The 25,310-nt window shown below is 57.7% G+C and carries 24 protein-coding genes and 1 other RNA gene; 5 read left to right on the forward strand and 20 right to left on the reverse strand.

All coding sequences use genetic code 11. The features are described from left to right. The first annotated feature begins 3 nt into the window (after window positions 1–3). Genes purH through purE form a run of 3 tightly spaced genes read left to right on the forward strand, consistent with a single transcriptional unit; the run spans window position 4 to window position 3,374 of the window. Window positions 4–1,533: a bifunctional phosphoribosylaminoimidazolecarboxamide formyltransferase/IMP cyclohydrolase gene (gene purH, locus C8D99_RS04525; RefSeq protein WP_133956859.1), complete on the forward strand. Its 1,530-nt coding sequence runs from the start codon at window positions 4–6 to the stop codon at window positions 1,531–1,533. 14 nt (window positions 1,534–1,547) lie between these two features. Then, a complete protein-coding gene (gene purD, locus C8D99_RS04530; RefSeq protein ID WP_133956861.1) occupies window positions 1,548–2,837 on the forward strand; it encodes a phosphoribosylamine--glycine ligase in 1,290 nt (429 codons plus the stop codon). A gap of 3 nt (window positions 2,838–2,840) precedes the next feature. Then, window positions 2,841–3,374: a 5-(carboxyamino)imidazole ribonucleotide mutase gene (purE, locus tag C8D99_RS04535; protein WP_133956863.1), complete on the forward strand. Its 534-nt coding sequence runs from the start codon at window positions 2,841–2,843 to the stop codon at window positions 3,372–3,374. A gap of 99 nt (window positions 3,375–3,473) precedes the next feature. Here purE and C8D99_RS04540 read toward each other — a convergent pair whose 3' ends face one another. The 9 genes from C8D99_RS04540 to hpf all read right to left on the reverse strand — a co-directional run bounded on the left by C8D99_RS04540 (window position 3,474) and on the right by hpf (window position 13,448). Next, window positions 3,474–4,700 carry an argininosuccinate synthase gene (locus C8D99_RS04540; protein ID WP_133956865.1) on the reverse strand — a complete coding sequence of 409 codons (1,227 nt, stop codon included), beginning with the start codon at window positions 4,698–4,700 and terminating at the stop codon, window positions 3,474–3,476. A 302-nt stretch (window positions 4,701–5,002) separates the two neighbouring features. Further along, window positions 5,003–5,788 carry a 5'/3'-nucleotidase SurE gene (gene surE / locus C8D99_RS04545; protein WP_133956867.1) on the reverse strand — a complete coding sequence of 262 codons (786 nt, stop codon included), beginning with the start codon at window positions 5,786–5,788 and terminating at the stop codon, window positions 5,003–5,005. A gap of 10 nt (window positions 5,789–5,798) precedes the next feature. Then, window positions 5,799–6,407 (reverse strand): site-2 protease family protein, encoded by a 609-nt coding sequence (locus C8D99_RS04550; protein ID WP_133956869.1) that lies wholly within the window; start codon window positions 6,405–6,407, stop codon window positions 5,799–5,801. A gap of 25 nt (window positions 6,408–6,432) precedes the next feature. Beyond that, complete coding sequence (locus C8D99_RS04555; protein WP_133956871.1) at window positions 6,433–9,042, reverse strand: CBS domain-containing protein; 2,610 nt, start codon at window positions 9,040–9,042, stop codon at window positions 6,433–6,435. Further along, a complete protein-coding gene (coaE, locus tag C8D99_RS04560) occupies window positions 9,039–9,902 on the reverse strand; it encodes a dephospho-CoA kinase (protein WP_133956873.1) in 864 nt (287 codons plus the stop codon). The genes C8D99_RS04555 and coaE overlap by 4 nt, the downstream gene beginning before the upstream one ends. Next, window positions 9,862–11,841, reverse strand: a complete 1,980-nt coding sequence (locus tag C8D99_RS04565) for an ATP-dependent helicase (protein ID WP_133956875.1) — start codon at window positions 11,839–11,841, stop codon at window positions 9,862–9,864. The genes coaE and C8D99_RS04565 overlap by 41 nt, the downstream gene beginning before the upstream one ends. Further along, entirely contained in the window at window positions 11,831–12,496 is a 666-nt protein-coding gene (hypB, locus tag C8D99_RS04570; RefSeq protein WP_133956877.1) for a hydrogenase nickel incorporation protein HypB, read from the reverse strand. The genes C8D99_RS04565 and hypB overlap by 11 nt, the downstream gene beginning before the upstream one ends. Continuing rightward, window positions 12,493–12,837: a hydrogenase maturation nickel metallochaperone HypA gene (gene hypA, locus C8D99_RS04575; protein ID WP_133956879.1), complete on the reverse strand. Its 345-nt coding sequence runs from the start codon at window positions 12,835–12,837 to the stop codon at window positions 12,493–12,495. Before hypA ends, hypB begins: the two co-directional genes overlap by 4 nt. 74 nt (window positions 12,838–12,911) lie before the next feature. Continuing rightward, window positions 12,912–13,448, reverse strand: a complete 537-nt coding sequence (gene hpf / locus C8D99_RS04580; protein WP_133956882.1) for a ribosome hibernation-promoting factor, HPF/YfiA family — start codon at window positions 13,446–13,448, stop codon at window positions 12,912–12,914. A 144-nt stretch (window positions 13,449–13,592) separates the two neighbouring features. On the opposite strand from hpf, the gene C8D99_RS04585 reads away from it, so the two are divergent. Further along, a complete protein-coding gene (locus tag C8D99_RS04585; protein WP_133956884.1) occupies window positions 13,593–14,783 on the forward strand; it encodes a pyridoxal phosphate-dependent aminotransferase in 1,191 nt (396 codons plus the stop codon). A 59-nt stretch (window positions 14,784–14,842) separates the two neighbouring features. On the opposite strand, the gene C8D99_RS04590 is transcribed toward C8D99_RS04585, so the two are convergent. From C8D99_RS04590 to rpsB, 5 genes are all read right to left on the reverse strand, one after another. After that, a complete protein-coding gene (locus tag C8D99_RS04590) occupies window positions 14,843–15,823 on the reverse strand; it encodes a 2-hydroxyacid dehydrogenase (RefSeq protein WP_133956886.1) in 981 nt (326 codons plus the stop codon). A gap of 67 nt (window positions 15,824–15,890) precedes the next feature. Beyond that, window positions 15,891–16,448 (reverse strand): ribosome recycling factor, encoded by a 558-nt coding sequence (frr, locus tag C8D99_RS04595; protein WP_133956888.1) that lies wholly within the window; start codon window positions 16,446–16,448, stop codon window positions 15,891–15,893. A 54-nt stretch (window positions 16,449–16,502) separates the two neighbouring features. Continuing rightward, the gene (pyrH, locus tag C8D99_RS04600; protein WP_133956890.1) at window positions 16,503–17,231 is read right to left on the reverse strand and encodes a UMP kinase; all 729 of its coding nucleotides are present in this window, start codon (window positions 17,229–17,231) and stop codon (window positions 16,503–16,505) included. An 82-nt stretch (window positions 17,232–17,313) separates the two neighbouring features. Beyond that, window positions 17,314–17,907, reverse strand: a complete 594-nt coding sequence (tsf, locus tag C8D99_RS04605) for a translation elongation factor Ts (protein ID WP_133956892.1) — start codon at window positions 17,905–17,907, stop codon at window positions 17,314–17,316. Window positions 17,908–17,929: 22 nt separating this feature from the next. Further along, window positions 17,930–18,736, reverse strand: a complete 807-nt coding sequence (gene rpsB / locus C8D99_RS04610) for a 30S ribosomal protein S2 (protein WP_133956894.1) — start codon at window positions 18,734–18,736, stop codon at window positions 17,930–17,932. A 217-nt stretch (window positions 18,737–18,953) separates the two neighbouring features. On the opposite strand from rpsB, the gene C8D99_RS04615 reads away from it, so the two are divergent. Continuing rightward, a complete protein-coding gene (locus C8D99_RS04615; RefSeq protein WP_133956896.1) occupies window positions 18,954–19,280 on the forward strand; it encodes a metal-sensitive transcriptional regulator in 327 nt (108 codons plus the stop codon). Window positions 19,281–19,295: 15 nt separating this feature from the next. On the opposite strand, the gene ffs is transcribed toward C8D99_RS04615, so the two are convergent. The 6 genes from ffs to hisD all read right to left on the reverse strand — a co-directional run bounded on the left by ffs (window position 19,296) and on the right by hisD (window position 25,291). After that, window positions 19,296–19,395: signal recognition particle sRNA small type (gene ffs / locus C8D99_RS04620), an RNA gene on the reverse strand. A gap of 138 nt (window positions 19,396–19,533) precedes the next feature. Then, on the reverse strand, window positions 19,534–20,331 hold the full coding sequence (locus C8D99_RS04625) for a transporter substrate-binding domain-containing protein (protein WP_133956898.1): 798 nt from the start codon (window positions 20,329–20,331) through the stop codon (window positions 19,534–19,536). Window positions 20,332–20,374: 43 nt separating this feature from the next. Further along, a complete protein-coding gene (locus C8D99_RS04630) occupies window positions 20,375–21,430 on the reverse strand; it encodes a sugar ABC transporter substrate-binding protein (RefSeq protein ID WP_133956900.1) in 1,056 nt (351 codons plus the stop codon). After that, the gene (locus tag C8D99_RS04635; protein ID WP_133956902.1) at window positions 21,427–22,488 is read right to left on the reverse strand and encodes an ABC transporter permease; all 1,062 of its coding nucleotides are present in this window, start codon (window positions 22,486–22,488) and stop codon (window positions 21,427–21,429) included. Before C8D99_RS04635 ends, C8D99_RS04630 begins: the two co-directional genes overlap by 4 nt. Further along, complete coding sequence (locus C8D99_RS04640; protein ID WP_133956904.1) at window positions 22,473–24,008, reverse strand: sugar ABC transporter ATP-binding protein; 1,536 nt, start codon at window positions 24,006–24,008, stop codon at window positions 22,473–22,475. Before C8D99_RS04640 ends, C8D99_RS04635 begins: the two co-directional genes overlap by 16 nt. Next, window positions 24,005–25,291: a histidinol dehydrogenase gene (gene hisD / locus C8D99_RS04645; RefSeq protein ID WP_133956906.1), complete on the reverse strand. Its 1,287-nt coding sequence runs from the start codon at window positions 25,289–25,291 to the stop codon at window positions 24,005–24,007. Before hisD ends, C8D99_RS04640 begins: the two co-directional genes overlap by 4 nt. Between the last annotated feature and the right edge of the window lie 19 nt (window positions 25,292–25,310).

Genomic DNA, 25,310 nt, shown 5'->3' on the forward strand with positions numbered 1-25,310 from the left:
ACAATGAAGGGCAAAAAAGCGCTTCTCTCCGTTTTCGACAAGACGGGAATCGCCCGCTTCGCGGAAGAACTTGTTTCCCTGGGCTGGGATCTGATTTCCAGTTCAGGAACGGCCGATCATCTCAGGAAGGCCGGCATGCCTGTCACCGAAGTCTCCGACGTCACCGGGTACCCCCACATTCTCGGGGGCAGGGTGAAAACCCTCCATCCCCTCGTCTTCGGAGGAATTCTCGCCCGGAGGGAAGTAGCGGGGGACATGAAGGAGACGGAGCAGTTCGGCATTCCCCTGCTCGACATGATCGTCTGCAACCTCTACCCCTTCGAGGAGACGGCCCGCCGTGCTCCTGAACTGGACGAACTTCTCGAGAACATCGATATTGGGGGAGTCTCCCTGCTGAGAGCCGCAGCCAAAAACTACCGGCAGGTCGTTGTGCTCACTGACCCCGGCGATTATGACGGCATCGCAGCAGAACTCCGTTCCGAAGGGGATGTTTGCCAGGAAAGCAGGCAGAAACTGGCACTAAAGGCCTTCCGCTCCACCTCTGCATACGATGCCGCCATCGTCGACGGGCTTGCTGAGGCGACCGGGTCAGCCCCCACTCACCTTCCGGAAAAAATGCCCCTTGCCTTTGTGAAGAAACAGGATCTCCGGTACGGTGAAAACCCCCACCAGGAAGCATCCCTTTACCTGCCTTCCCTTGCGGATCTTCCGTGGGAACAGATTTCCGGAAAGCCTCTTTCCTACAACAATATCCTCGACACCGACTGCGCCATGAGAGGATGCGCCCTCCTCCAGGACTGCTGCGGAGCCCTGGTGATCAAGCACACCACCCCCTGCGGCATGGCCTGCGGTTCCACTCCGCGGGAGGCCTACGAGAAGGCGGTGGGGTGCGATCCTGTTTCCGCCTTCGGCGGAGTGGTGGGAATTTCGAAAAAAGTGGACATGGAAACGGTGCTCGCCATAGCGGACCGGTTCACCGAGGTGCTTGTTGCCCCTGATTATGACGATGAAACGGTGGAAATTCTCCGGGAGAAGAAACCTTCCCTCCGGGTGCTCCGCTGGAAGGGCGGCAGGGTGTCTCCCCTCCAGTTCACCGGAACCTGGAGCGGCCTCCTGGTGCAGCAGGACAGCCTTCCTCCCCTTCCCCTTCCCGATAAGGGCGAATGGATAGGGAAACCGCGGCCCGACCTCTGGGAAGACCTTCTCTTCGCCTGGAAAGTGGCCGCCCTTTCCAAGAGCAACGCCATCTCCATCGTGAAGAACCGGGAAGCGGTGGGTATAGGAAGAGGTTTCTGCAGCAGGCTCCACGCCGTCGATTTTGCCGTGAGGCAGGCCGGAGAGAAGGCACGGGGAGCGGTTCTGGGCTCCGATGCATTCTTCCCCTTCTCCGACGGTATCGAGGCGGCTGCGGACGCCGGCATCGAGGCGATCATCCAGCCCGGCGGATCGGTACGGGACAGCGAAGTCTTCTCATCCGCAGAAAAGCTCGGCATTTCCATGTTCATCAGCGGATGGCGCACGTTCCGCCACTGAGGAGGCAGGGGGGAATGACAAACTTTCTGGTTGTCGGCGGCGGATCCAGGGAACACGCCATCGTGTGGGCCCTTTCGAAATCGGGTGCCGTCGGAACCATTCATGCGGCGCCCGGAAATGCCGGCATGGCGTCACTCGCCGTCCTCCACCCCTCTGCAGGCCTTTCCGCCGGGGAGCTTCTTCCCCTTCTCCGGGCCCATTCCATAGGCCTCGTGGTCATCGGTCCGGAAGTTCCTCTTGCAGCCGGTCTCGCAGATGACCTCCGGAATGAAGGCCTTTCCGTATTCGGTCCCGGAAAGGCAGGAGCCATGCTCGAAGGAAGCAAGCTCCACGCCAAGAAATTTATGGAGAGGCACGGCATCCCCACAGCGCCCTGGGATCTGTGTTCCACCGTGGACGAAGTGCGCTCGGCCCTTGAAAAGCGCCGCGCTCCCTTTATAGTCAAGGCAGACGGCCTGGCCGCAGGCAAGGGCGTGGTTGTCGCCTCTTCCATGGAGGAAGCGATACAGGCCGCCAGGGGGATGATCGAAGAGGGCCTCCTCGGAGAATCAGGCAGGAAGGTCATCGTTGAAGACGCCCTGGAGGGGGAGGAACTGACCGTCCTCGCCCTCACCGACGGCCTGACCTGGAGGATGCTGCCTCCAAGCCAGGACCACAAGAGGGTGTTCGACGGCGACAGGGGGCCGAATACCGGCGGAATGGGGGCCTTTGCACCGGTGCCGTGGGTTGATTCATCCCTGTGCGACAGGATCAGGAACCTGATTCTCGAGCCCTCGTTCCGGGGACTCCGGGAAGACGGAATCCCCTACTGCGGCATACTCTACGCCGGACTGATGATCGGGTCTGACGGAATGCCCAGGGTCATAGAGTACAATGTCCGGTTCGGAGACCCTGAAGCCCAGGTTGTGATTCCTCTTCTCGAGGGCGATTTTGGGGAGTTGATCATCGCATGCTGCGAGGGACGGCTCGGCGAAGTTTCTTTCCGGGAACCCGCCCGGTGGTCTGCAGACGTGGTTCTCGCCTCAGGAGGATATCCAGGATCATTCGAAAAGGGTAAAAAAATTACGGGCCTCGACGAAGCCGCCGGTATGACGGATTTTCTTGTATTCCACGGCGGCACCGCCCTGGACCCGGAAGGGCACTTCATCACGTCCGGGGGCAGGGTTCTCAGCGCTGTAGGACTTGGAAACTCCCTGGAGGAGGCCATCGCAAAGGCCTACGAGGGAGCTTCCGCGATCAGCTTTGAAAACGTGCACTACAGGAAGGACATAGGCCAAAAGGCATTCCGCCAAAGGAGGAAATGAACAATGAGAGACGAAGAGAGATCAGCACCCGAAATAGGCATTCTGCTCGGATCGAAATCCGACCTGGCACTGGTGAGGAAGGTGGAGGAGGTTTTTTCCTTCTTCGGCGTGACATGGGAAATTTCTGTTGCTTCGGCCCACAGGACCCCGGAGGATGTGGCCCGCTACGCCTCAAGGGCAAGAGAACGGGGGATCCGGGTGCTTGTGGCTGCAGCGGGTCTTTCCGCCGCCCTTCCCGGAGTGGTGGCCGCCCATACTACCCTTCCGGTGGTGGGAATTCCGGTGAATGCCGGATCAGTGGGAGGGCTTGACGCCCTGCTGGCCGTGGCCCAGATGCCTCCCGGCGTTCCCGTGGCGTCGGTGGGAATCGACGGGGTAAAAAACGCCGCCCTTTTTGCCGTGAGAATACTCGGCCTGCACAGGGAAGATATCGCAGCCAGGCTCGAGGATTGGTCCGGAAAGGAAAAGGAAGCGGTCCGCTCGGTGAGAAAGGAACTTGGGGATCTCCCCTGCCCTCCTGAAGAAGTCTTTTCCTGACGAATCAGAAGAAAAGAGACTGTGCCGGTTCAATGAACAAAACCGGGGCCTCACTGAGAAGAAGAGGCCCCGGTTTTCCGTGTTGTCCGCTGTCCTTGTTTACTGGGCGGGGATCTCGATGGCTTCCTTGGACTCGTGCACCTGCCTCCACGTCTTGATGGGAAGACCCCATATCTTGATGAAGCCCACGGCGGCGCTGTGGTCGAAGGCGTCTCCTTCCGAATAGGTGGCGAGGGTATGGCTGTAGATGGAATCCACTGACTTCATGCCTCTCACTACGGCTTCTCCCTTGTACATCCTGACTTTTACAATCCCTGAAACGTACTCCTGGGTTGTTTCGATAAAGGAGTTGATGGCGTCCTTCAGGGGAGAGAACCAGTAGCCTTCGTAGGTGAGGTCGCTGAACTTGATTTCCAGTTCTTTCTTTGCGGCGATGACCTTCTTGTCAAGGGTCAGGGTCTCAAGGGCCCGGTGGGCGTTGATCAGGGTAATGGCAGCGGGGCATTCATAGACTTCCCTGCTCTTGAACCCCACAAGCCGGTCTTCCAGCATGTCGATCCTTCCGACTCCGTGCCGGCCGGCCCTGACGTTCAGTGCTTCGATAAGAGCCGGACCGTCCATCTTCTCTCCGTCGAGAGCTACGGGGATTCCCTTGCTGAAGGCGATCTCCACGTATTCCGGCTCATCCGGAGTGTCCCAGGGATCGACCGTCAGGGTGTAGGCGTCCGAAGGAGGTTCATTCCACGGATCCTCCAGAATGCCGCATTCGATGGACCTGCCCCAGATGTTGTCGTCAATGCTGTAGGGCGAAGCGGCCGTCGCAAGGACGGGAATTCCGTGGGCCTGTGCATACTCCATCTCCGCCTCGCGGGTGAAGTGCCAGTCGCGGACGGGGGCGAGCACCTGCAGCTCGGGGTTGAGCGCATTGGTGCACACCTCGATGCGGACCTGGTCCTGTCCTTTGCCGGTGCAGCCGTGGGCGACGGCCACAGCTCCTTCCTTCTTCGCTATCTCCGCCATGACCTCCGCGATGAGAGGCCTCGAAAGGGCCGAGTTCAGAGGATAGGTGCTCTGGTACATGCCGTTTGCCTTCAGGGAGGGCCAGACGAATTTCTCCACGAAGACCTTCTTGAGGTCGAGAACATAGGCTTTCACCGCTCCGCTCCGCAGGGCCTTGTTCTTCGCCGCCTCGAGATCCACCGCCTGCTGACCCACGTCGGCCGTCATGGTGACCACGTCGTATCCCTGTTCCGTGAGCCACATGACGGCTACGGACGTATCAAGACCACCGCTGTACGCCAGAACCACTTTGCCCTTTTTCGACATGAAAATCCCTCCAGGATACTCTAAAAATAAAAACCCGCCCCGGAAAGGGGCGGGCGTTTGCCCGTGTGCCACCCTGCCTTGCGCGAAATGCGCCCGGCGTCTGTTTCTCCCTGGCCGGAAGCCTTTCCTCGAAACAGGCTCAGGGGTCCTCTTCCTCCCTGCCGGAGCCGGAAAAGCTTTCAGCCGCGGCTCTTCCTCTCTGTTGCCCGCAAAGGAGTACTCTTCCCCGTCATCGCCTTTCAAAACGCCGACGAAGAAGATTATACAGAGGAATAAACAAATGTCAAGTAAACCAGATTCAGTTACTTGAAGTTTATTTTTTCGGCGCCGTCTGCTGTGAGAGTGTCGATGGAAGGAAAATGGGTCATGTCCATGTGTACGGGAGTTACAGAAACGTACCCGTTTGCCGCCGCCCAGACGTCGCTGCCCTCCTCGAGCTGATCCTCCGGGCGTCCCGCCACCCAGTAGTAGGTCCTTCCTCCGGGATCGGTAAAGCGGGTCACCTTTCCCTCGTACAGCCGGACGCCCTTCCTGGTGACCCTGATGCCCCTGAGGAGGGACAGGGGAACATTGGGGACGTTCACGTTCAGAAGGACTCCCCGGGGAAGAGGATTGGAGCTGATGAATTCGATCAGGGCCCCGGCAACCGTAGAGGCGGTTTCATAATGCTGTTCCTGGTCGCTTTCATGGCAGTCCAGGGAGAAGGCGATGGCTCCCCGTCCGAGGATGACCCCTTCCATGGCTGCCGATACCGTTCCCGAATAGGTCAGGTCGTCGCCCAGGTTCGGTCCCCTGTTGATTCCGGAGACCACGAGCTCCGGATCGGGCATGATCTCCTCCATCCCAAGGACGACACAGTCAGAGGGAGTGCCGTCGCAGGCGAAAACGGCGCATTCGGGAGGATAGGGTCCCGGGGCGGCCTTCCAGAGCCGGAGAGGCCGGGTCAGGGTGATGGAGTGCCCGACGCTGCTCCGCTCCCGGTCGGGGGCGGTGACGGCACATTCGTGCCCCAGCCGGCAGAGGGCTGAAGCCAGTTCCACGATGCCGGGGGCGAAAACTCCGTCGTCATTGGTGATGAGCAGTTTCATTTTGAAACTCCTACAGAAGTATCAACCTGAGGAAAAACATCACCACGGGCCCCATGATGGCCTGCACCACACCGAGAGCGACAAGGATCATGAGGATGAAAAAACCGTACCGTTCGAGCCAGAAATACTTCTCCAGGAGCGCCGGCGGCAGAAGGGGGTATAGCAACTTCGAACCGTCGAGGGGCGGAATGGGGATGAGGTTGAAAACGGCGAGGCCGATGTTGATGACGATCATCAGGAAGATGAACTGTCTCAGGGCCGGAATCGCGAGAAACGGGTACGGAAAGAGCCTGGCGATCATACCGAACAGGAAGGCCGTGAGAAAGTTTCCGCTCACTCCCGCAATGGAGACGAGGAACATATCCCTCCGGGGATGCTTGAAATATCTCGGGTCCACGGGCACCGGCTTTGCCCATCCGAACCTGAACAGAAGGAGCATGAGGGCTCCTATGGGGTCAAAATGATGCAGGGGGTTGAGGGTCAGCCTGCCCATCCGGGCAGCCGTGGGGTCTCCGAGCCGGTATGCCATATAGCCATGGCAGAACTCGTGGAAGGTTATGGCCCAGAGAACGGCAGGTACGCTCAGTAACAGGTCCGCAAGTGCGGGCATACGCAACATTGGTCTTCACTCTCCTTTAAAAAACTCACAGGGGGAAATTATACCGCACGTAGCGGACCTCATCATCCCGATTTTCAAGGATACCGTCAAGCCTGAGTATTTTCAGCTTTTCGAGGATGGCCCCGATTCTCGGGGTCGCCCCGTATCCCAGTTCGATCAGGTCCCTGCCTTTCAGAAGGGAGGATGTGCGGTGGAGCCTGGTAAGGTACAGAAGAATCCTTCTCCGGACCCTCCATCGGCCTGTAGCGGCACTCCAGAAGAGGCAGGCCGCCGGGTCCGCATCCCTGAGAAAGGCATATATTTGGGAATTCGAAGGTCCCGAGCGGCCTCCGAGTTCGTGCTCCACCGCTCCCAGTTCTGAAAGGCATTTAACCACGATGCCCCGCTCAGACTCGGGAAGGTTCAGCCTGTCAATGGCGGCAAGCCGTATATTCTCCGGGGATTCCATGAGAAGGGCGGAAAAGAAGGCCAGCCACTGTCTGCCCCGGAAATCCGGAAAATCCCTTGAAATACGGCCGAGAAAGGCGCCGAGGCGTCTGAAGGTTCTCCTTCCGGTTTCGCCGAGACGGAGCCCCGGGAAAAGTACTTCCCAGACTCCAAGCTCTTCCATCCGTTTTGCCGCCGGGTAAGGGAAACGCTCCCTGAAGGACAGTTCAAGCTCGCTCCTGAGCCGGAAGCCCGAGAGTCTTACGAGAAGGCCTCCCCGCACGCAGCTTCTCAGGAGCCTCAGGGTATTGTCCTCCAGGGCAAGGCCGAGGCGCTGCTCCAGCCGGATTCCTCTCAGGACCCTGGTGGGGTCTTCCACGAAACTCAGGTTGTGGAGGACCTTCAGGATTTTCTTCCCTAGGTCCCTCCGTCCGCCGAAGAAATCCACCAGGACGCCCCACGTGGATTGGTTTATGGAAACGGCCATGGCGTTTACCGTAAAGTCACGCCGGTACAGATCGTGCTTCAGGGAATCGGTAAACACCTTCGGCTGGGCGACGGGAAATTCGTAAAACTCCCGCCGGGCGGTGGCCACATCGACTTTTTTTCCTCCCGGGAATACCACTGTGCCCGTCTTGTACCGTTCGTGAACGGACACCCGGAGGCCGTCTTTTTCCCAGCTTTTCAGAAATCGGGGGGCGTCACCCTCCACCACGATGTCCAGGTCGAGATTGTCCCTTCCGAGAAAAAGGTCCCGCACGATTCCGCCGACGATGTAGGCTCTCATTCCGAGCTTTTCCGCCCGTTCCCCCAGGGTTCTCAGGAGGCAGATGGATTCCGGGGCGAGGCTTTTTTCAAGAAGCCACGAAACGTCCTCGGTCCAGGGAAGCTCCGGGGCGCCGCTTCTCTCTTCTCTGGGAAGAGACAGGGGATAGAGGGCTTTCACAAGGTCGGTGCGGGTGATGATACCCGCAATCCGGTTTCCGTCGGTGACGGGCAGGCGCCCGATGCTGTGGGTGACGAAAAGCCTGTGGGCCTCATGAACCGAGGCTTCCCTCGAAATGCTGATGACTCCCTCGGTCATGAATTCCCTGATGAGGGTCTTGCCGAAACCGTGGAGGTGAGCCTTGTCCAGGTCTTTCCTCGTGATGAGGCCGAGGATGGCCTTTCCCTTCACCACGGGGAGGGCGGAATGGCCGTACCGTATCATGATCCTGTAGGCGTCATCCACGGAGGAATCCGGCGGAATCACCATGACGGGCGACGTCATGATATCTCCTGCGGTCAGCGAAGGTTTTACCGCTTCGGAAAGCCGAAGCTCCATTTCCTTTACGAGGGGGAGAGGCTTGGCGTTATGGAGGGTTACCGAAGCCGCCTGCGGATGTCCGCCGCCTCCGAGGGGAGAAAGAAAGGCCGCCATATCGAGAATATCGTCATGGCTTCGCCCGATCAGGTAGGTCCGGGTATCCATCCGGACCGCGGCGATGGCTATATCGGCGTCGAAATAGTCCCTCAGCCTGTGGACGAACAGGGAAAGGCCGTCCACGTATCCGGGGGAGGAGACCGCGGAAAAAACGGCTTTTGCGCCGTTGATGAACCTGACCCAGCCGTTTTCTATGAGGCTGTCGAGAATTTTCCTCTCCGGAGCGGAGAAGGTCATTTCTATGAATGTCGGTATGCTCGTGAGGTCGGCCCCGAGCTCCTTCATTCTGGCGACGGCAGCAAAATCCCTGGGCGTTGTTCCGCTGAAGGTGAGGCCGCCGGTATCCTCGTAAATACCGGTGGCAAAGAGGGTTGCCTCACAGGAGGAGATGGGGATTCTCCTTTCGAGGAGAATTTCCACGAGGAGCGTGGTGGTTGCCCCAACCGGTTCGATGGCGATGAACTCGGCGTCGATATCGTCGGAGGAGGGAGGGTGATGGTCGTAGACGTGAACCGGGATGTTCTTCTTTCCGAGCAGGGAGGCGAAGGGGCCAATTCTCGAACGGGATCTCGCGTCCACCACGACGAGCATGGTGATTTCGTCAAACTTGATTTTCTTCGGGGTCGCCACTGACCACCGGTTGCCGTGCTTCTTGAGAAACTCCCTCACCGTACGGCTTGCGGAACCGGCCAGGCAGAGCCTGGCACCGGGATAAAGCTTCTGGGCCGCCACCATGCTTGCAAGCGAGTCAAAATCGTTGCCCATGTGACTGGTTATGACCTTCACTGCGAGAGTTCCTCCGAAAGGGCAATGCGCTTTTTGTAGGGCATCCGCCGTATGGTGGCCGTGTAGGGGCCCCTGGCGCGGTCCATTACGTGAGGACGGGAAAGCCCGGCAAAGAAACTCTCGCGGGAAATAAAGGAAACGAGCCAGTTTTCCGTGTTTTTCTCCATGGTGTCGCTCCTGAAGCAGTGGAAATCGCTCCCGAGCCGTTCTTTCCAGAGAAAATCACGGTACAGAAGAGCATCCTCGTATCGCTGGAAGGTCACGGTGTACCGGACAAGGCCTGAAAGGCGGCGGAAAAAAAGTGCTTTCTTTCCCGCCGTCTCCCTGAGATCTTCAAGGGTGCCGGTGTTTTCAAGCACCATGTCCGCCCGGCGCTTTTTTTCCTCCGACGGAAGAAGAAAAGATTCTCTCCTGAGAATTTCCTTTCCGTCCCATCCCCTCACAGAATTTCGATCCCTTCTTTTTTCTTCCGGGGCGGCCAGGTAGACCGTAGCGTCGATCCATTCGGGCACCCCGCCCTCGAAAAGAAGGGGTATTTCGGCCACCACCCAGCCTTCCAGGGAGGCGGAGATGCGTTCCATTTCAATCCTGACGAGAGGGTGAAGCAGCCCGCAGAGCCAGGCGTAATCTTCCGCGCAGCTGAAGGCCCGGGCCGCTATTTCTCCCCGAAGGATGTTCCCGCCGTTGTCCGCCACTCCCCTGCCCCACCGTGAGACCGCCTTGCCGATGACATCGGGGCGCTTCCACAGGCTCCGGACGATCTCGTCCGCATCCAGGACGGAAGCCCCCATTTCCTTCCAGAAACGGGTCAGCGTCGATTTACCAGCCCCAACGTCTCCTGTTACTCCCAAAGCCAGCATGCTGTTTTTCCTCCTCGCCCCTGTCGTCCACAGTTTTGAACTTGTCAGGGATTTCCCAGAGAAAACGGGAAAAACCGTTGCGGAATGTGGTGCCGAAGAGCCTGCGGGACCTGACCCCGGTCATATAGAGCCGTTCCTCGGCCCGGGTCATGCCCACGTAGCAGAGCCGCCGCTCCTCTTCCATGTTCTCCCTGTCCTCCAGGCATTTGAAGTGGGGAAAGACCGCCTCTTCCATTCCGACAAGAAAAACCACGGGAAACTCGAGCCCCTTCGCAGCATGAAGGGTCAGGAGGTTCACCGCGTTCTTGTCGTCAAGGTCGAGCTTTTCAAGGTCCGTGAAGAGTGCCGCCTCGGCGAGCATTTCGGAGAGGTCGCCGCCTGCGGGAACTATGGAGCGCAGTTCCCTGATGTTTTCCACCCTCTCTTCCCACCCGTCGGGATCATCCTTCCTGAGGATGTCCTCGTATCCCATGGAATCGAGAATGTAGGTCAGTATGTCAGCCAGGCTGTCGGAAAGGGAGAGAATCTTCACCATGTGCCGTGCCAGGTCTTTCAGCCCTGTCCCTGCCTTTCCTTCCGCCGCCCTGACCCCTTCCGCCAGGGTCTTCCAGTACTCCCCGGCGGAAAGGGCCGGCAGGGATTCCAGGAAGGCGAACACCTTTTCCAGGCTCTTCTTTCCGAGCCCTCTTGCCGGGATATTGGCGATTCGGGTAAGGGAGACCCTGTCCAGGGGGTTCACCGCCGCCCTGAGGAAGGAGAGGATATCCTTCACTTCCTTCCGGTCGTAAAAGGCCGTTCCCCGCACGACCCGGTAGGGAACCCGGTTTTCGAGGAATTTTTGTTCGTAGACCCGGCTCATGGCGTTGATGCGGTACAGGAGGGCCATATCGCCGTAGCTGTACCCCTCCCTGTCATGAAGTCTCCGTATCTCCGACACCAGGAAATCCGCCTCCTGGTACTCCGTCTGGCCGAGGAGCGTGTAAATTTTCTCCCCCATGTTGCGGGCAGTCCACAGGTCTTTTTTCCGCCTCTTTGAATTGCCTTCGATCAGGGCGTTCGCCGCCCCGAGGATGGTGCCGGAAGACCGGTAATTCTGGTCGAGAATGACGACCTTTGCCGAGGGGAAATCCTGTTCGAAATTGAGGATCATGGTCATGTCGGCGCCCCGCCAGCCGTAGATCGACTGGTCAGGGTCCCCCACCACCATTATTTTGCGCTTCGGTCCCACCAGCTTCCCGAGGGTGAGGTATTGGGGCCTGTTGACGTCCTGGTATTCGTCCACCAGGATCCACGAAAGTCGGTTTCGCTCCCTTTCCAGCAGATCGGTACCGGAGGTGAGCAGGCGGAGGGGAAGAAGAAGCAGGTCGTCAAAGTCGACGGCGTTCTGCCGTCTCAGGGCTTCGTTGTAGGCGGTAAAAACGTCGCCGTAGATCCCCTCGAGCAGGGGGGAAGACCTTCCCGCCGGGAGGCAGTCGTTCTTGACCGTGGAGATACGGTCGAGCATGGATGAAGGCTCGAACTGCTTCGTGTCGATATTGAGCCCTTCCATGATCTCCTTGACCAGGGAACGGCTGTCTCCCCTGTCGAAAATAGCGAAGCCTTCCTTCAGTCCGACTGAGGGAAGCACTGCCCTGTTCCGGAAAAGAAAACGCAGGCCAAAGGAGTGGAAAGTGCAGATCTGCATCTCCCGTCCCGTTTCCCCGAGAAGCGCCCTGACCCGTTCCTTCATTTCGCTGGCGGCCTTGTTGGTGAACGTCACGGCAAGAATATCTTCCGGCCTGGCCAGTCCCTTTGCCACGAGATAGGCGATTTTATGGGCCAGGACCCTGGTCTTGCCGCTTCCGGCGCCTGCCAGGACCAGAAGGGGGCCGTCGCAGTAGGCGACCGCTTCCCTCTGTCGGGGATTCAGTTTTTCCAGGAGTTTTTTTTCATCGTGCATCCGCTTTTTTCTCCTTGATCCTGTCTTTCAGAAAGTCCGTCCATCCCCCGAATCCCTCACCGGTGAGCCCGTTGAGGTGCAGGACCGGTGCTTCCGGGTTGAGGGATTTTACATCGCCGGAGAACATCTTCATATCGAAGGGAAGGTAGGGAAGGAGGTCGGTCTTGGTCAGAAGAACGATCTTTGAGGAGCTGAAAAGGTAGGGATATTTCAGCGGTTTGTCCGCTCCTTCCGGCGTACTCAGCATGGCCGCCTTGAAGTCCTCGCCAAGGTCGAATTCCGCGGGGCACACCAGGTTTCCCACGTTTTCGACAAAGAGGACGTCGAGGGAGTCCAGGGGGAGAGCTTCCATTGCCTTTTCCACCACGTTCGCCTCCAGGTGGCATCCTCCGTGAGTATTCACCTGAACAACAGGGACACCGAGAACATCGAGCCGTTCCGCATCCCTGCTCGTCGCCAGGTCTCCCTCGATTACGGCGAAGGAGAGGCCGGAGTCTTTCGCGGTCCGCTCGAGGAGAGTCGTCTTCCCGCACCCGGGAGAACCGATGAGGTTCACCATGAGGAGACCTCTTTTTCTGTTCGCTTCCCTGATGGATGCGGCGAATTTTTCGTCCTCGGCCATAATTGACTGCTGAAGGGTAACGATCCTGCTCATGATTGCTCTTCTACCTCCACCGATTCAATTTCCAGTTCCATCCCCGCTACCGTTTCCCGGTGAATCGATCCGCAGGAAGGGCACAGGGCAGTCTCGTCCTTCCACGACGTTCCGCAGTCTCTGCACCGGAAGGAAAGGGGAACGTCCTCCACGACGAGACGGGCTCCTTCAAGGGCGGTGCCCCGGGAGACGGTGCTGAATGCGAAAGAAAGAATGTCGGGGAAGACCTGTCTCAGGACACCGATCCTGAGCCGGACTTCCACGACGGATTTCCAGCGCTGTTCTTCCTGCATTTGAAGCAGGGCGGTTACAATAGATTCCGCGAGAGAGACTTCATGCATGCTCTTTCCGTCCTATGAAAAAGAGGACCCGCGCAGGGTCCTCTCCGTGTCAGACAACCCTCTTCGGGAGCGGATCACTCCGAAGGTTCGAGGAGACCGTACCCGCCGTCCTTCCGTTTGTAGACGACGTTGACGGAACCGGATTCCGCATTCTTGAAGAGGAAAAACTCGTGACCGAGAAGGTCCATCTGCATGGTCGCTTCTTTCGCGCTCATGGGGCGCAGGGGGAAACGCTTCACCTTCACGATCTCCTCTTCGGGAGGAATGGGCGGCTCAACCTCGGTCAAGGGCAGCTCGAAGGAAACGTCATGGGTTTTCAGCTGGGCCCGGTCCTTCAGGTATGCATTGTGCCTCTTGATCTGCCGCTCCAGATTCTTAAGCCCCTGGTCGAAGGCCTTCCTCATGTCCGGGGCACTGGACTGCCCTCTCATAATGACCCCGTTGGCGTTGGAGGTGATCTCCACGGTGAACAGTCCCCTCCCGAAGCTCATCACAACCTGGCCGTCGATGATGCGGCTGAAAAATCTCTCAAGCTTGGACATCTTGTTTTCCATGTAGTCCTTCAGGTCGTCCTTCAGTTCGACCCCGCGGGTGACAAAGCGTATGTCCATGCAAATCCCTCCATTCAGGCTCTGTAATTATGCTATCATTCTAACACCGGGGGAGATTCTGGGCAACAAAAGGAATAAGCCCCCATCAGCCCCTGTATGGGGTATAATGACGCTAACACCATATCGTGCAGGAGGTATTATGTCATGTACATTTCCGAGAGAGCCCGAAAGATGGAACCTTCAGCAACCCTCGCCGTTACAGCAAAAGCAAAAAGCCTCAAACGGGAAGGAAAGCCGGTTATTTCCTTCGGCGCCGGAGAACCCGACTTCGACTCTCCCCCTTCGGCGATCCGCTATGCCGAGGAAGCAATGAAAAAAGGGCAGACCCACTACACCCCGGGCACGGGCATTCCGGAGCTTCGAGAGGCTGTCTGCGCCTATTACAAAGAGCATTTCGGCCTTGAATATTCTCCCGCCAACGTCGTCGTCGGGGCAGGAGCGAAGCCCCTCCTCTACGAAGCTCTGGGCTGCGTCATCGATCCGGGCGACGAAGTCCTGGTCTTCACACCCGCCTGGGTGAGCTACGTGGAACAGATCCGCTTCTTCGACGGCAAAGCGGTTCTCGTGGATACAAGCAAAACCGACTTCATCCCCCGGTACGACGACATAAAGAAAGCCATCACCCCGAGAACCCGGGCCATGATCGTCAACACGCCCAACAACCCGACGGGCGCCATTTATGACGAGCAGTGCCTCAGGGACCTCGGCAAACTCGCAGTAGAACACAATATCGTCATCATCTTCGACGAGATTTATGAACGGCTTGTCTACTGCGGAGAAAAACACCACCAGATCCTGAACCTCGTTCCTGAGGCAAAGGATCTCACCATCATCATTAACGGAGTCAGCAAGGCCTTCGCCATGACAGGCTGGAGGATCGGCTACGCCCTCGGTCCCTCGTCCATCATGGGATATCTCGGCGACCTCCAGGGTCACATCACCTCCAACGCATGCTCCGTGGCCCAGTGGGCCTCAGTCGGTGCACTGAAGGAGGCCGACCAGGACGTCAGGACCATGCACAAGGCTTTCAGCAAGAGAAGGGACCTCATCGTGGAGCTTATGAAGGATATGCCTTACATTTCCTTTACCGAGCCCAAGGGAGCGTTCTATGTGTGGTTCAACGTGGACAGGATCCTTGGAAAAAGCTGGAACGGGAAGGTTCTTTCCGACGATTCCGAACTGTGCAAGGTGTTCCTTGAGTCCAAGTACGTCGCCCTTGTTCCCGGCAGCGCTTTCATGGCACCGGGCAACGTCCGCATTTCCTACTCGAACTCGGAGGAGGAAATCAGAGAGGGTATGAGACGCTTCAAAGAGTTCCTCGAAGAACTGAAATAGACAGGGACGAAAGCTGAAAAAAACGCCCCCTCCGGCACAACGGCGGAGGGGGCAGCTTTTTATTCCTTCCAGGCTTCCGGATTCACCAGGTCGGCCGGTTTTCTTCCTTCCAGCGCGGCCAGGAGGTTTTCGGCGGCCTTTCGTGCCATGCCTTCCCTGGCCCTGATCGTGGCACTCCCGAGATGGGGTATGGTGGTGACGTTCTTCAGCGAAAGAAGGGGTTCGTCCAGGGGAACAGGCTCCTTTTCGAAAACATCGAGCCCCGCGCCCCATATCCATTGTTCGGAACAGGCCCTGTAGAGGGCTTTCTGGTCCACCACAGGTCCCCTTGAAGTGTTGATGAGAATGGCAGATTTCTTCATCATCCGAAGCTCCCGCTCACCGATGAGCCCTTTTGTCTCCGCGCTCAGTGGGCAGTGAAGGGAAACGAAGTCGCTTTCTCTCAGCAGTTCATCGAGGGGCACCTGCCTGGCGCCAAGCTCCTTTTCCATGTCGGGCCTCGGGGAACGGTTGAAAAACAGGATCTTCATGGAAAAGCCCGCCGCCCTTTTCGCCACTGCCCGGCCTATTTTCCCCATTCCCACGATGCCGAGAACAGCTTCGGACACATCCTGCCCGAGCAGCAGGTCAGGATGCCAGGTGACCCAGTCTCCCGAACGAAGAAACTCGTTCGCCTCCACCACCCGGCGGGCAGATGCGAGAATCAGGGTGAAGGCTATATCGGCTGTGGCATTGGTCAGCACGTCGGGCGTGTTGGTGACCAGCACTCCCCGTCTCGTGGCCGCCTCCACGTCGATGTTGTCGTATCCCACCGCGTAGTTGCTCACCACTTTCAGCCCCGGACAGCGGGCGAGAAGCTCTTCGTCTATCCTGTCCGAAAGGGTGCACAGAAGCCCCTGAACCTGTGAGGCCTTCTCCAGAAGCACTTCCCGGTCCACGGGGACGGTTTTTTCCCAGACTTCAAATTCCACCCGCCCGGGAAGAAGGCCCAGTCCCGCATCCTGAACCCTGCGGGTTACATACGCCTTTGGCAGCGGCATGTCCATCCCTCCTGCAAAAAGAAGCGGGGGTACTCCCCCCGCTTCCTGAAAATTCCGGAGTTCCTGTCTACTCCTCCATAATCTCCTTTTCCTTCGCCTTCAGCGTTTCGTCGACTTTTTTAATAAATTCGTCGGTTACGTCCTGGACGTCCTTGGTGTATTTCTTGAGGTCGTCCTCGCTGATTTCCGAGTTCTTTTCCTTCTTTTTAAGAACTTCATTCGAGTCCCGCCGAAGGTTCCTCAGGGCAATCCTGCCTTCCTCGGCGTATTTCCCCACGAGTTTCGTCAGTTCCACCCGCCGTTCCCTGGTGAGCTCAGGCAGGTTCACCCGGATGATTTCGCCGTCGTTCTGGGGCGTCACGCCGAGGGATGAAGCCAGAATGGCCTTCTCGACGAGCTTGAGGGCCGACCTGTCGAAGGGAGAAATGGCAATCTGTCTTCCCTCGGGGACCGAGATAGTGGCAATCTGCTTGATGGGGGTGGGAGCTCCGTAATAATCCACCTTGATGTCGCTCACCAGTCCCGGGTGAGCCCGTCCCGTCCTGATGGCGAGAAATTCGCCCTTCAGGTGCTCGATAACCTTTTCCATGCGTTCCCGCAGTACTTTCAGCTCTTCTTTCGGCATACCGGAATTCCTCCTCTTAATGAAGAATGGAAAGGCGGACGCCCGTCCTGCACCTCAAGCCCCGCCGTCCTCTTGTGCTGAAACTATGGTTCCCGTGTCGGTACCCTTCACCAGAAAGTTTTTCAGGTTTCCTTTCTGGAGTATGTTCAATACCACTATCGGTATGGCATTTTCCATGCAGAGGGAAAATGCTGCCGCATCCATCACCTCAAACTGCCGGCGCAGGGCCTCCATGTAGGTCAGCCTGTGCAGAAGCACCGCGTCAGGGTGCTTCTTGGGGTCAGCATTATATATACCATCTACCTTGGTGGCTTTCAACAGGCAATCCGCTTCCATTTCCGCGGCCCGCAGCGCCGCCGCCGTATCGGTTGAAAAATAGGGGGAGCCGGTGCCGGCGGCAAAAATCACGATCCGGCCCTTTTCCAGGTGGCGAAGGGCACGGCGCCTGATATACGGTTCGGCCATCTGGCGCATTTCTATGGCGGTCTGGACCCGGGTGGGAACGCCGAATTTCTCCAGCACATCCTGCAGGCAGAGGGCGTTCATCACCGTTGCCAGCATGCCCATATAGTCCGCCTGGGCCCGTTCGACCCCGAGCTTTTCCAGTTCCCGCCCCCGGAGCATGTTGCCGCCCCCGACAACCATGGCGATCTGGATCCCGGACTGGGCCACTTCGACTATTTCTTCGCCTATGCGGCGCACGGCGTCGAAGTCGAATCCGAAACCGTTGGAGCCGGAGAGAACCTCTCCGGAGAGTTTCAAAAGTACTCTTTTGAAGCGCATACCTATCCCTTCCCTTTCGCGGCGGAGAAAACGGAATATAGAAAAAAGGCGAGGCTTTTCGCCCCGCCTTTCGCTTCTTTACCTACTCGCCTATGTTGAAGCGGGCGAACCGTCTTACGACGATATTCTCGCCGAGCTTGGCGATGGTTTCCATGACGACGTCCTTTATCTTCTTGTCGCCGTCGCGGATCCAGGCCTGGTCCATCAGGCAGTTTACTTCGTAGAACTTGTTGATCTTTCCGTCGGCGATCTTGTCGACGATATTGGCGGGCTTGCCCTCTTCAAGGGCCTGCTGCCGGTAGATTTCACGCTCGCGCTCCAGCACGTCGCCGGTCACTTCCTCGGAGGTGAGGAACTGGGGAGCGGCCGCAGCAATATGCATGCACAGCTCGTGGCCGAGATTCTGGAATTCGTCCGTCTTGGCGACGAAGTCGGTCTCACAGTTCAGTTCGACAAGGGCACCGAGTTTTCCGTTCGTATGGATATAGGAAAACACCCTTCCGTCGGACGCTGTTCTGGAAGCCTTTTTTGCCGCCTTTGCGAGCCCTTTTTCACGAAGGTAATCGATGGCCTTTTCCACGTTCCCGCCGGTCTCGGCAAGGGCGTGCTTGCAGTCCATCATTCCAGCACCTGTTCTATCGCGGAGTTCCTTAACAGCTCCGGCGCTAATTTCCATATTTATTGCCTCCCTTTATGGCTTAAGCTTCTTCCTCGGAATCGTCGTACACTTCGTGAAGACGTTCCTTGACTTCAATGATGTTGTCGGAGGAAACATCGACGGGCTCCCCGTCTTCGGAGGAGATCATCTTGACGCCCGCGTCCTCGCCCTGCCGTCCCTCGATGAACGCGTCGGCCATAAGACCGGCGATGAGCTTGATGGCCCTGATGGCATCGTCGTTTCCGGGGATGGGGAAGTCAATGACTTCGGGATCACAGTTCGTGTCCACAATGGCAATGACAGGGATTCCGAGTTTCCGGGCCTCGAGGACTGCGTTTTCCTCCCTGCGGGGATCGATGAGGAAGATTGCGTCGGGGATGGCCTTCATGTTGGTGATTCCCTTGAGGTATTTTTCGAGTTTGCCGAGTTCTTTCCTCAGAAGGGCAACTTCCTTCTTGGGAAGATCTGCCCAGTTTCCCTCGTCCTCCATCTTGCGAAGCTCCACCATGCGGGCCACACGTTTCCTGATCGTCGGGAAATTGGTCATCAGTCCGCCGAGCCAGCGCTGGTTGATGTAAAACTGGCCGCTTCTCTCGGCCTCTTCCCGGATGGTGTCCTGGGCCTGTCGCTTGGTTCCGACGAAAAGAACGGAACCGTTGTTCTTGGCGACTTCCCTGATGTAGTCATAGGCTTTTTCCAGGCCCCTGACCGTCTTCTGGAGGTCGATGATGTACACTCCGTTCCGCTCCGTGAAGATGAAAGGCTTCATCTTCGGGTTCCACCTGCGGGTCTGATGACCGAAATGAACGCCGCACTCCAAAAGCTGCTTCATACTGACTACTGCCACAATAACCCCTCCTGTAAAAAATATTTTTCCCTCCACAAACGTCACCTGGAACCGGGACCATGCTTTCAGGGCACAGCAACCCCCGGCCCCATCAGTTTGTGTGTGTGATGAGGACCGAAAGAGTATACCACAACCCGCAGTTGACCGGCAACTGCGGAAGAAGTACGATATACCCCGTATTTCAACAAGAAAAACAAACGACTGGGGGCATTGAGAAATGGCAAAAGACTCACTTATCGAGCGGCTGGAAAACCTGCCTCAGGACAGGAAGGCCATGCTGAACAGGCTCCGCCGCGTCGAGGGACAGCTTCGCGGTATCCAGAGGATGATCATCGAGGAAAAACCCTGCTACGACGTTCTCCTCCAGCTTTCCGCCGCCAGAAAGGCCATGCAGAGAGCCTGCATAGAAATACTGAAGAACTACCTTCAAAAATGCGTCCATGAGGCAAAAGCCCCTGATTTTGACAACCTTGAGAAGCTCATCGAAGCGCTTATCGAAATTTCTCCCGCCGCCAGGGCACATTCTCCGGAAGGGGACGAATAAGCGCAGCCGTCTGCGGGAAACCCAGTTTCCCCGTGGCACCCGGAAAATTCTCCTTACTGCTGCTCCCTTCCGGGCCTGACAGGGTTCGGAGGTTTCCGCCGCACGGGACTGGATTCCCCGCAGACGGCTGCGGGGTATGGAACCCGGAAATTATAGCACGGAGTTTTTCTTTGTGCCAGCACGGGAAAGTCCCATAAAAAAAACGGGGAAGCGGCGTATCCGCTTCCCCGTTTTGCTCCGTTGCGGTCTGAACCTACTTCAGCCACTTTTCGAAGAGCCTGTCAAGGTCTCCCCGAAGCTTTGCATCGTTCCAGAGATACTGCATCACCCGCAGGAAATCGGGATCATCCTTCTGGATAAAGAATCCCATAAAACTGATTTTTGTCAGAGGCTTGTCGGTGAAGGCGCCGTAGAGTCTTTCGTCCTTCCGTGAATACACCACGGCCTCGTAGACTTCGGTGATCATCACATCGCCCTTGCCTTCCGCGATCATGGCGGGTATTTCGGCGTTGCTCTGGTGAACCACGACTTTGGCGTTTTTGAAATTGGCCTGGACAAACTTCTCGTTCGTTCCGCCAGGGTTCACAATGACCGTCGTTTCAGGGACATCCATCGCTTCCAGGGAAGAAAACTTTTCCCTGTCCGCCTTCCGGATAATGGCGACTTTTCCGTTGGGAGCGTAGGGCGGCAGGAAATCCCCCTTCAGCATCCGGGCAAGGCTCCTGGTGATTCCACCCACGGCGATATCGAAGGATCCGGCAAGATAATCCTCCATAAGCTTCGGCCACGTGGTGGGGACAAACTCCACCGCGACGCCGAGTTCGGAGGCAAGAAGCTCCGCAAGCTCCACATCGTGCCCTTCATATCTCCCCGATGCCTTGTCCAGCATGGAAAAGGGGCGGTAATCGCCGGGGGTGCCCACCCTGAGCACTTTCGTCTCCATGATCCTGTCCAGTCTCGGCCCTGCCAGGGCCATTCCCGAGACTGCGAGCACAACAAGAAACGCGGAAATCAGAACTACTGCCCTCGTCACTCTTTTGCGGGTCATCATAAATACACCTCCAGAAAAATTTTACCCATTATACTCCATCATGCTACTTTGTCAGCATATTCTCCCAGAGTCTCGGATCATCGGGGCTGACCTCCTGGGGAACGAGGGGGCCCTGGAGCACAACGAAGGCGCCGTCGTCCGCCCAGGGATTCCGTATGACCTTTGCCGGAGACCACAGAGCTCCTTCGACCACAACCGTATCCCCTATTTGCGGTACGGGATTTCCCCTCAGCTTGTCCACAAGATACTGAACGGCAAGGGCAGCCGCGTCATACGCCGGCTGGGCAACCGCCCCGAGCATTTTTCCCTTCTTGATGAGGTCGATTCCCTCGGGTCCGATGCAGATTCCGGAGATTCCGAAATCCGCCGCGTTCAGTCCGGCCGCTTCGATGGCCGCGACCACGCCCGGTCCCATAATGTCCGGAGTCTGGACGTAAATTCCGAGAACCCCGTTTCCGAACCTGGTCAGAAGATCCGAGACGACCGCATGGGAATCCGTGTTGTTCCATTTGCCCTCTCCCTGGGCGATTTCGAGCTGGGGATATTTCGAGAGAACGGAATCAAAGCCTTCGGTGCAGGCATGGCTGAACATATCCGCCTTATCCCCGAGAATTTCGAGGACGACGCCTGCGGGAACCGTTCCGCCGTTCCGTTTTTTGATCCCCTCGACGAAGAGTTCCGCAGCTTTTGCGCTTGACTGTACCAGATCGAAGGACAGGAAAAAGTCCACAATGCCGCCTTCCGGGGAAGTATCCAGGGCCGCCACCGGAATCTTAGCCTCGTTGAGCCTCCGTATTCCGGGAACGAGGGCACGGAGGTCCACCGCACCTCCCAGGATAAAGGCATCGATTCCCTGGGCCATGTATGTGTCGATAATATCCATGATTTTGATGGAATCGCCTTCACCGTCACGGATAAGGAGATTGACGCCAAGCTCCCCGGCCTTTTCCTCGGCAGCCTTCATGAACGCCTGGATGTAGGGGGCGGTCGGCTCCTTCACCACGAGCCCCACCGTGAGCTTCTTCTCCGATGCCCCTGCCGCGGACAGGAACGTCAATACCAATGCTGCCGCCATCACCGAGTGCCAGAACTTTTTCATACTGATTCCTCCCTTGGTTTTCCGACTGTGTATTCCGCTCCCCGGTCTTCTTCCCTGTGGAGCGTTCGTATCTGTTCTTTCCGCAGCATGGAGCTCCGGAGCGAAACTCTGAACCGGTCGACAAGAATCGCGAGAAAGATGAGCGTCCCCTGGGCGGCGTGGATGAGAGTCACCTTGACGCCGAGAAGGTTCAGGGCGTTGGAAAACATGCCCAGCAAGATCGCCCCTCCCAGCATGCCAAAGGCAGATCCCTTCCCTCCTGACATGGACGTCCCGCCTAAAAGGGCTCCGGCGAAGGCCAGGAGGGTCATTCCGTTTCCCATGGTGTTCGACACGGAATCCTGCCTTCCCGCCGTCAGCATTCCCGCTATGGCCGAGAGAATTCCCGCCACCATGAATCCCAGGATGATCATTCTGTTCGTGTTGATTCCGGCGACGAAACTCGCCCGTGCATTCCCGCCGGTGGCGAGATAATTTCTTCCGAAGACCGTGTAGTTGATCAGCACGTGGAAGATGAAAAAGATGAAAAATGTCACAGGTATCGCCGCAGGGATATTGCCGAGCTGGGCGATCCTTGCCTTTCCGATGAAGGAATACACCGGGTCGAGGGGGAAAATGGACAGGGGGATGAAGAACAGCACCAGTCCCCTGAGGATGATGGAGACAGAAAGGGTCTGCATGAAGGCGTTCATTCCGAGCCGGGCAACGCAGAATCCGTTGAAAAGCCCGAGCAGGGCACCGATGGACAGGGTGAGAACAATGGCTGTCCAGGGGCTGCCGAGCAACCCGGGAAACCACTTCACCGACATCAGGACAGCCACGCCGGGGGCGAAGGCGAGAACGGCATCTATGGACAGGTCAAGGTTTCCGCTCATGAGAACGAATCCCTGGGCGAGAACGAGCATGCTCATGATGGTCGTATGGTAGAGAATGTTCACCAGGTTGGTCCAGGTTGCGAAGGCCGGTATGCTGAGAGCGCACACTGAAAAAAACGCGATGAGCATCATCCATATAATATTGTCCAATAAAGCGAGCCTGAGCTTCAAACTGCCTGACATTCTCTTCCACCTCTCCGTTCCTGTTGTCCGAATCCTTGCATATCGAGGAACAGCCTGTGTTCGCTGAAATCCTTCCGCTCATATTCCCGGAAGATGCCGCCCTTCGAGAGGACGAGAATCCTGTCGCATACTTCAATGAGGTCATCCAGTCCCGGGGAGGTGATGATGACGCCTGCCCCGTTTCTGATTCTTTCGGACACAATGGACAGAATGGCCTTCTTCGCGCCGATGTCCACTCCCCTGGTGGGTTCGTCCAGAAGATAAATTTCCGGGCTGTTCGCCATGATCCGCCCGATGACCACCTTCTGCCTGTTGCCGCCGGACAGCTCGTCCACTCCCTGGTGGATAGAGAAGGCTTTCACCCGAACTTCCCTAAAAACGGCCAGTGCCCGCTCCTCGCTCTTTTCCCAGCTGATGAACCTGCCGCCGCAGACGTTTCCGAAGCTGTTGAGAAGGAGATTGTCCCGTATGGAAAAAGACCTGAGAAGCCCCTCCTTTTCCCTCTCCTCGGGAAGGTAGGCAATTCCTTCGGCGAGAGCTTCCGCCGGCGAACGGAAACGAACACTGTTTCCCCTGAGAAAGATCTCTCCTTCGTCGGCGGGGTCGATGCCGGCGAGGGCTTTCAGCAGCTCCGTCCTTCCGCTTCCCCGGAGACCAGCAAGCCCCAGGATCTCCCCCCGCCGCAGGGAAAAGGAAATATCCCCGAAGGCCCCCCACCTGGAAAGCCCTTCCACCCTGAGAATTTCCTCTCCCGGAGTCGGGGTGTCTTCAGACCGGCCCCCGGTGAGCGACGATTCCTCTCCTATGATGAGCTCGGAAAGAGAGGCGTGGTCCAGGGAAGCTCTCTCCCTCACGGCGACCGCTTTCCCGTCCCGCAGAACCGTCATTCTGTCGCAGATTTCAAGCAGCTCGTCGATATGGTGGGAGATGTAAACAATTGCCTTTCCCCGGGAGCGCAGATCCTCCACGATCTTCCTGAGGATGAGGGCGTCCCTGCCGCTGAGAGGTGCGGAAGACTCGTCGAGGACGACGATGGGTGCATCTTCCACCACGCAGGATTTGAGTATGAGCAGAAGCTGCCTTTCGCTCAGGGAAAGGTCCCCAGCCAGTAGGCCGGCGTTTATGCCGGTTCCGTAGGCTGAGAGGACTTCCTCAGCCAGGGTGCGCATCGTTTTCCGGTCCAGCAGGCCTTTCCTCGATGGAAGTTCTCCGAGAAAAAGGTTTTCCGCCACCGAAAGATCCAGGATAAGTTCCGGTTCCTGGGGAACGATGGCCACTCCTTCCCTCTTTGCCCGGACACGGGAAAGGGTGCGGAAAGAACGGCCTCCCAGGGAAATCGTTCCTTCCGTCGGTTCAATCAGGCCCGCGAGAATTCCCACCAGGGTGGACTTCCCCGCCCCGTTTTTTCCGATGAGCCCGTGAACTTCACCGGGATAGACCTCAAAGGACACCCGGTCCAGGGCAACCGTTCCGGGATAAATTTTAGAAATCCCGTTCAGGGTAAGGGCAGGTGTTTTCATCCCTGTTCCCTGTCGCACCCGCCGTCTTTTTTTCGAAGCTCCGCAGACCGCTTGTGGCCGAAAAGGCCCTCCAGATCGGCGAAAGAGACGCATTTTTCTGCCAGGGAATATGCGCCCTCACGGGAGATCTCCTGGTAGGAGCTGACCTTTATGAAGGTTCCCGCGTACACGCCGTTGGAAAACCGTGCGCAGCGGACGGTGGGCAGAATGTGGTTCGGGCCCGAAACATAGTCCCCGAAGGCTACGGGGGCATAGGGGCCGATGAAGAGGGAGCCGAAATTATTCAGCTTCTCCGCCGTTTCCCCGCTGTTTTCAGTCATTACCTGGAGGTGTTCCGGGGCGATCTCGTCGGTGATTGTCACTGCTTCCTCAAGGGAATCGGCGAGCAGTATCCTTCCGTTGTTTCTCCACGCTTCGAGGGCGAGTTTTCCCGTGGGGAGGATCTCCGCCTGCCTGAGGATCTCTCCGGACGTCTTCTCCGCGAGTTCCCTGCTGGTGGTCACGATAACCGTCCACGAGTTCGGGTCGTGTTCGCACCGGGCAAGGGCGTCCGCCGCCACCCATTCGGGGTTTGCCGACCCGTCGGCAATGATGACCACCTCGCTCGGCCCGGCAAGCATGTCAATTCCCACCGATCCGCTCACCTGGCGCTTTGCTTCAGTAACATACCGATTTCCGGGCCCGGCGATAATATCCACCGGTTTCAGGGTTTCCGTGCCGAAGGCGAGGGCTCCCACTGCCTGGGCACCGCCCATGCAGTAGATTTCGTCAACGCCGGCAATATCCATGGCCACGAGGACGGCAGGGTGAATCCCCTCCTGCCCCCTGCTCGCAGGCGAACAGGCCGCTATTCGCTTCACCCCCGCCACCTTAGCCGGAATAGCCGACATGAGTGCCGACGACGGAAGAGGGTACCTCCCGGCAGGCACATAGCATCCGCACGAAGCCACCGGAATCAGACGATGGCCGAGGACAACGCCGGGGGATATCTCCCAGCGGAGTTCTTTCATGCATTCCCTCTGCTTCAGGGCGAAGTCGCGAATTCTCAGGGCCGCAAACTGCAGGGTCTCCACCGTTTCCGGGGCCACCTTTCCGTAGGCTTCCCTGACAGTTTTTTCTTCAACCCGCAGTGAAGCGGGCCGGAACCCGTCAAATTTCTCCGTGTAATTTCGTACGGCCTCGTCGCCTCCCGACCGGACGGCATCGAGGATATCCCGTACCGTCTTTTCGACCGAGGCGGTTTCCGTCGCTCCGCTTATTTCCGCTTCCTTGAAAACGATCATTTTCCTGCTCCTTCCGGAA

Source organism: Aminivibrio pyruvatiphilus (assembly GCF_004366815.1).
GTDB classification, from domain to species: domain Bacteria; phylum Synergistota; class Synergistia; order Synergistales; family Aminobacteriaceae; genus Aminivibrio; species Aminivibrio pyruvatiphilus.

Bases quoted from the DNA above. Each gene is read 5' to 3' on its own strand.
- purH (WP_133956859.1), top strand. From the start codon at position 4: ATGAAGGGCAAAAAAGCGCTTCTCTCCGTTTTCGACAAGACGGGAATC.
- purD (WP_133956861.1), top strand. From the start codon at position 1,548: ATGACAAACTTTCTGGTTGTCGGCGGCGGATCCAGGGAACACGCCATC.
- purE (WP_133956863.1), top strand. From the start codon at position 2,841: ATGAGAGACGAAGAGAGATCAGCACCCGAAATAGGCATTCTGCTCGGA.
- C8D99_RS04540 (WP_133956865.1), bottom strand. From the start codon at position 4,700: ATGTCGAAAAAGGGCAAAGTGGTTCTGGCGTACAGCGGTGGTCTTGAT.
- surE (WP_133956867.1), bottom strand. From the start codon at position 5,788: ATGAAACTGCTCATCACCAATGACGACGGAGTTTTCGCCCCCGGCATC.
- C8D99_RS04550 (WP_133956869.1), bottom strand. From the start codon at position 6,407: ATGTTGCGTATGCCCGCACTTGCGGACCTGTTACTGAGCGTACCTGCC.
- coaE (WP_133956873.1), bottom strand. From the start codon at position 9,902: ATGCTGGCTTTGGGAGTAACAGGAGACGTTGGGGCTGGTAAATCGACG.
- C8D99_RS04565 (WP_133956875.1), bottom strand. From the start codon at position 11,841: ATGCACGATGAAAAAAAACTCCTGGAAAAACTGAATCCCCGACAGAGG.
- hypB (WP_133956877.1), bottom strand. From the start codon at position 12,496: ATGAGCAGGATCGTTACCCTTCAGCAGTCAATTATGGCCGAGGACGAA.
- hypA (WP_133956879.1), bottom strand. From the start codon at position 12,837: ATGCATGAAGTCTCTCTCGCGGAATCTATTGTAACCGCCCTGCTTCAA.
- hpf (WP_133956882.1), bottom strand. From the start codon at position 13,448: ATGGACATACGCTTTGTCACCCGCGGGGTCGAACTGAAGGACGACCTG.
- C8D99_RS04585 (WP_133956884.1), top strand. From the start codon at position 13,593: ATGTACATTTCCGAGAGAGCCCGAAAGATGGAACCTTCAGCAACCCTC.
- C8D99_RS04590 (WP_133956886.1), bottom strand. From the start codon at position 15,823: ATGCCGCTGCCAAAGGCGTATGTAACCCGCAGGGTTCAGGATGCGGGA.
- frr (WP_133956888.1), bottom strand. From the start codon at position 16,448: ATGCCGAAAGAAGAGCTGAAAGTACTGCGGGAACGCATGGAAAAGGTT.
- pyrH (WP_133956890.1), bottom strand. From the start codon at position 17,231: ATGCGCTTCAAAAGAGTACTTTTGAAACTCTCCGGAGAGGTTCTCTCC.
- tsf (WP_133956892.1), bottom strand. From the start codon at position 17,907: ATGGAAATTAGCGCCGGAGCTGTTAAGGAACTCCGCGATAGAACAGGT.
- C8D99_RS04615 (WP_133956896.1), top strand. From the start codon at position 18,954: ATGGCAAAAGACTCACTTATCGAGCGGCTGGAAAACCTGCCTCAGGAC.
- C8D99_RS04625 (WP_133956898.1), bottom strand. From the start codon at position 20,331: ATGATGACCCGCAAAAGAGTGACGAGGGCAGTAGTTCTGATTTCCGCG.
- C8D99_RS04630 (WP_133956900.1), bottom strand. From the start codon at position 21,430: ATGAAAAAGTTCTGGCACTCGGTGATGGCGGCAGCATTGGTATTGACG.
- C8D99_RS04635 (WP_133956902.1), bottom strand. From the start codon at position 22,488: ATGTCAGGCAGTTTGAAGCTCAGGCTCGCTTTATTGGACAATATTATA.
- C8D99_RS04640 (WP_133956904.1), bottom strand. From the start codon at position 24,008: ATGAAAACACCTGCCCTTACCCTGAACGGGATTTCTAAAATTTATCCC.
- hisD (WP_133956906.1), bottom strand. From the start codon at position 25,291: ATGATCGTTTTCAAGGAAGCGGAAATAAGCGGAGCGACGGAAACCGCC.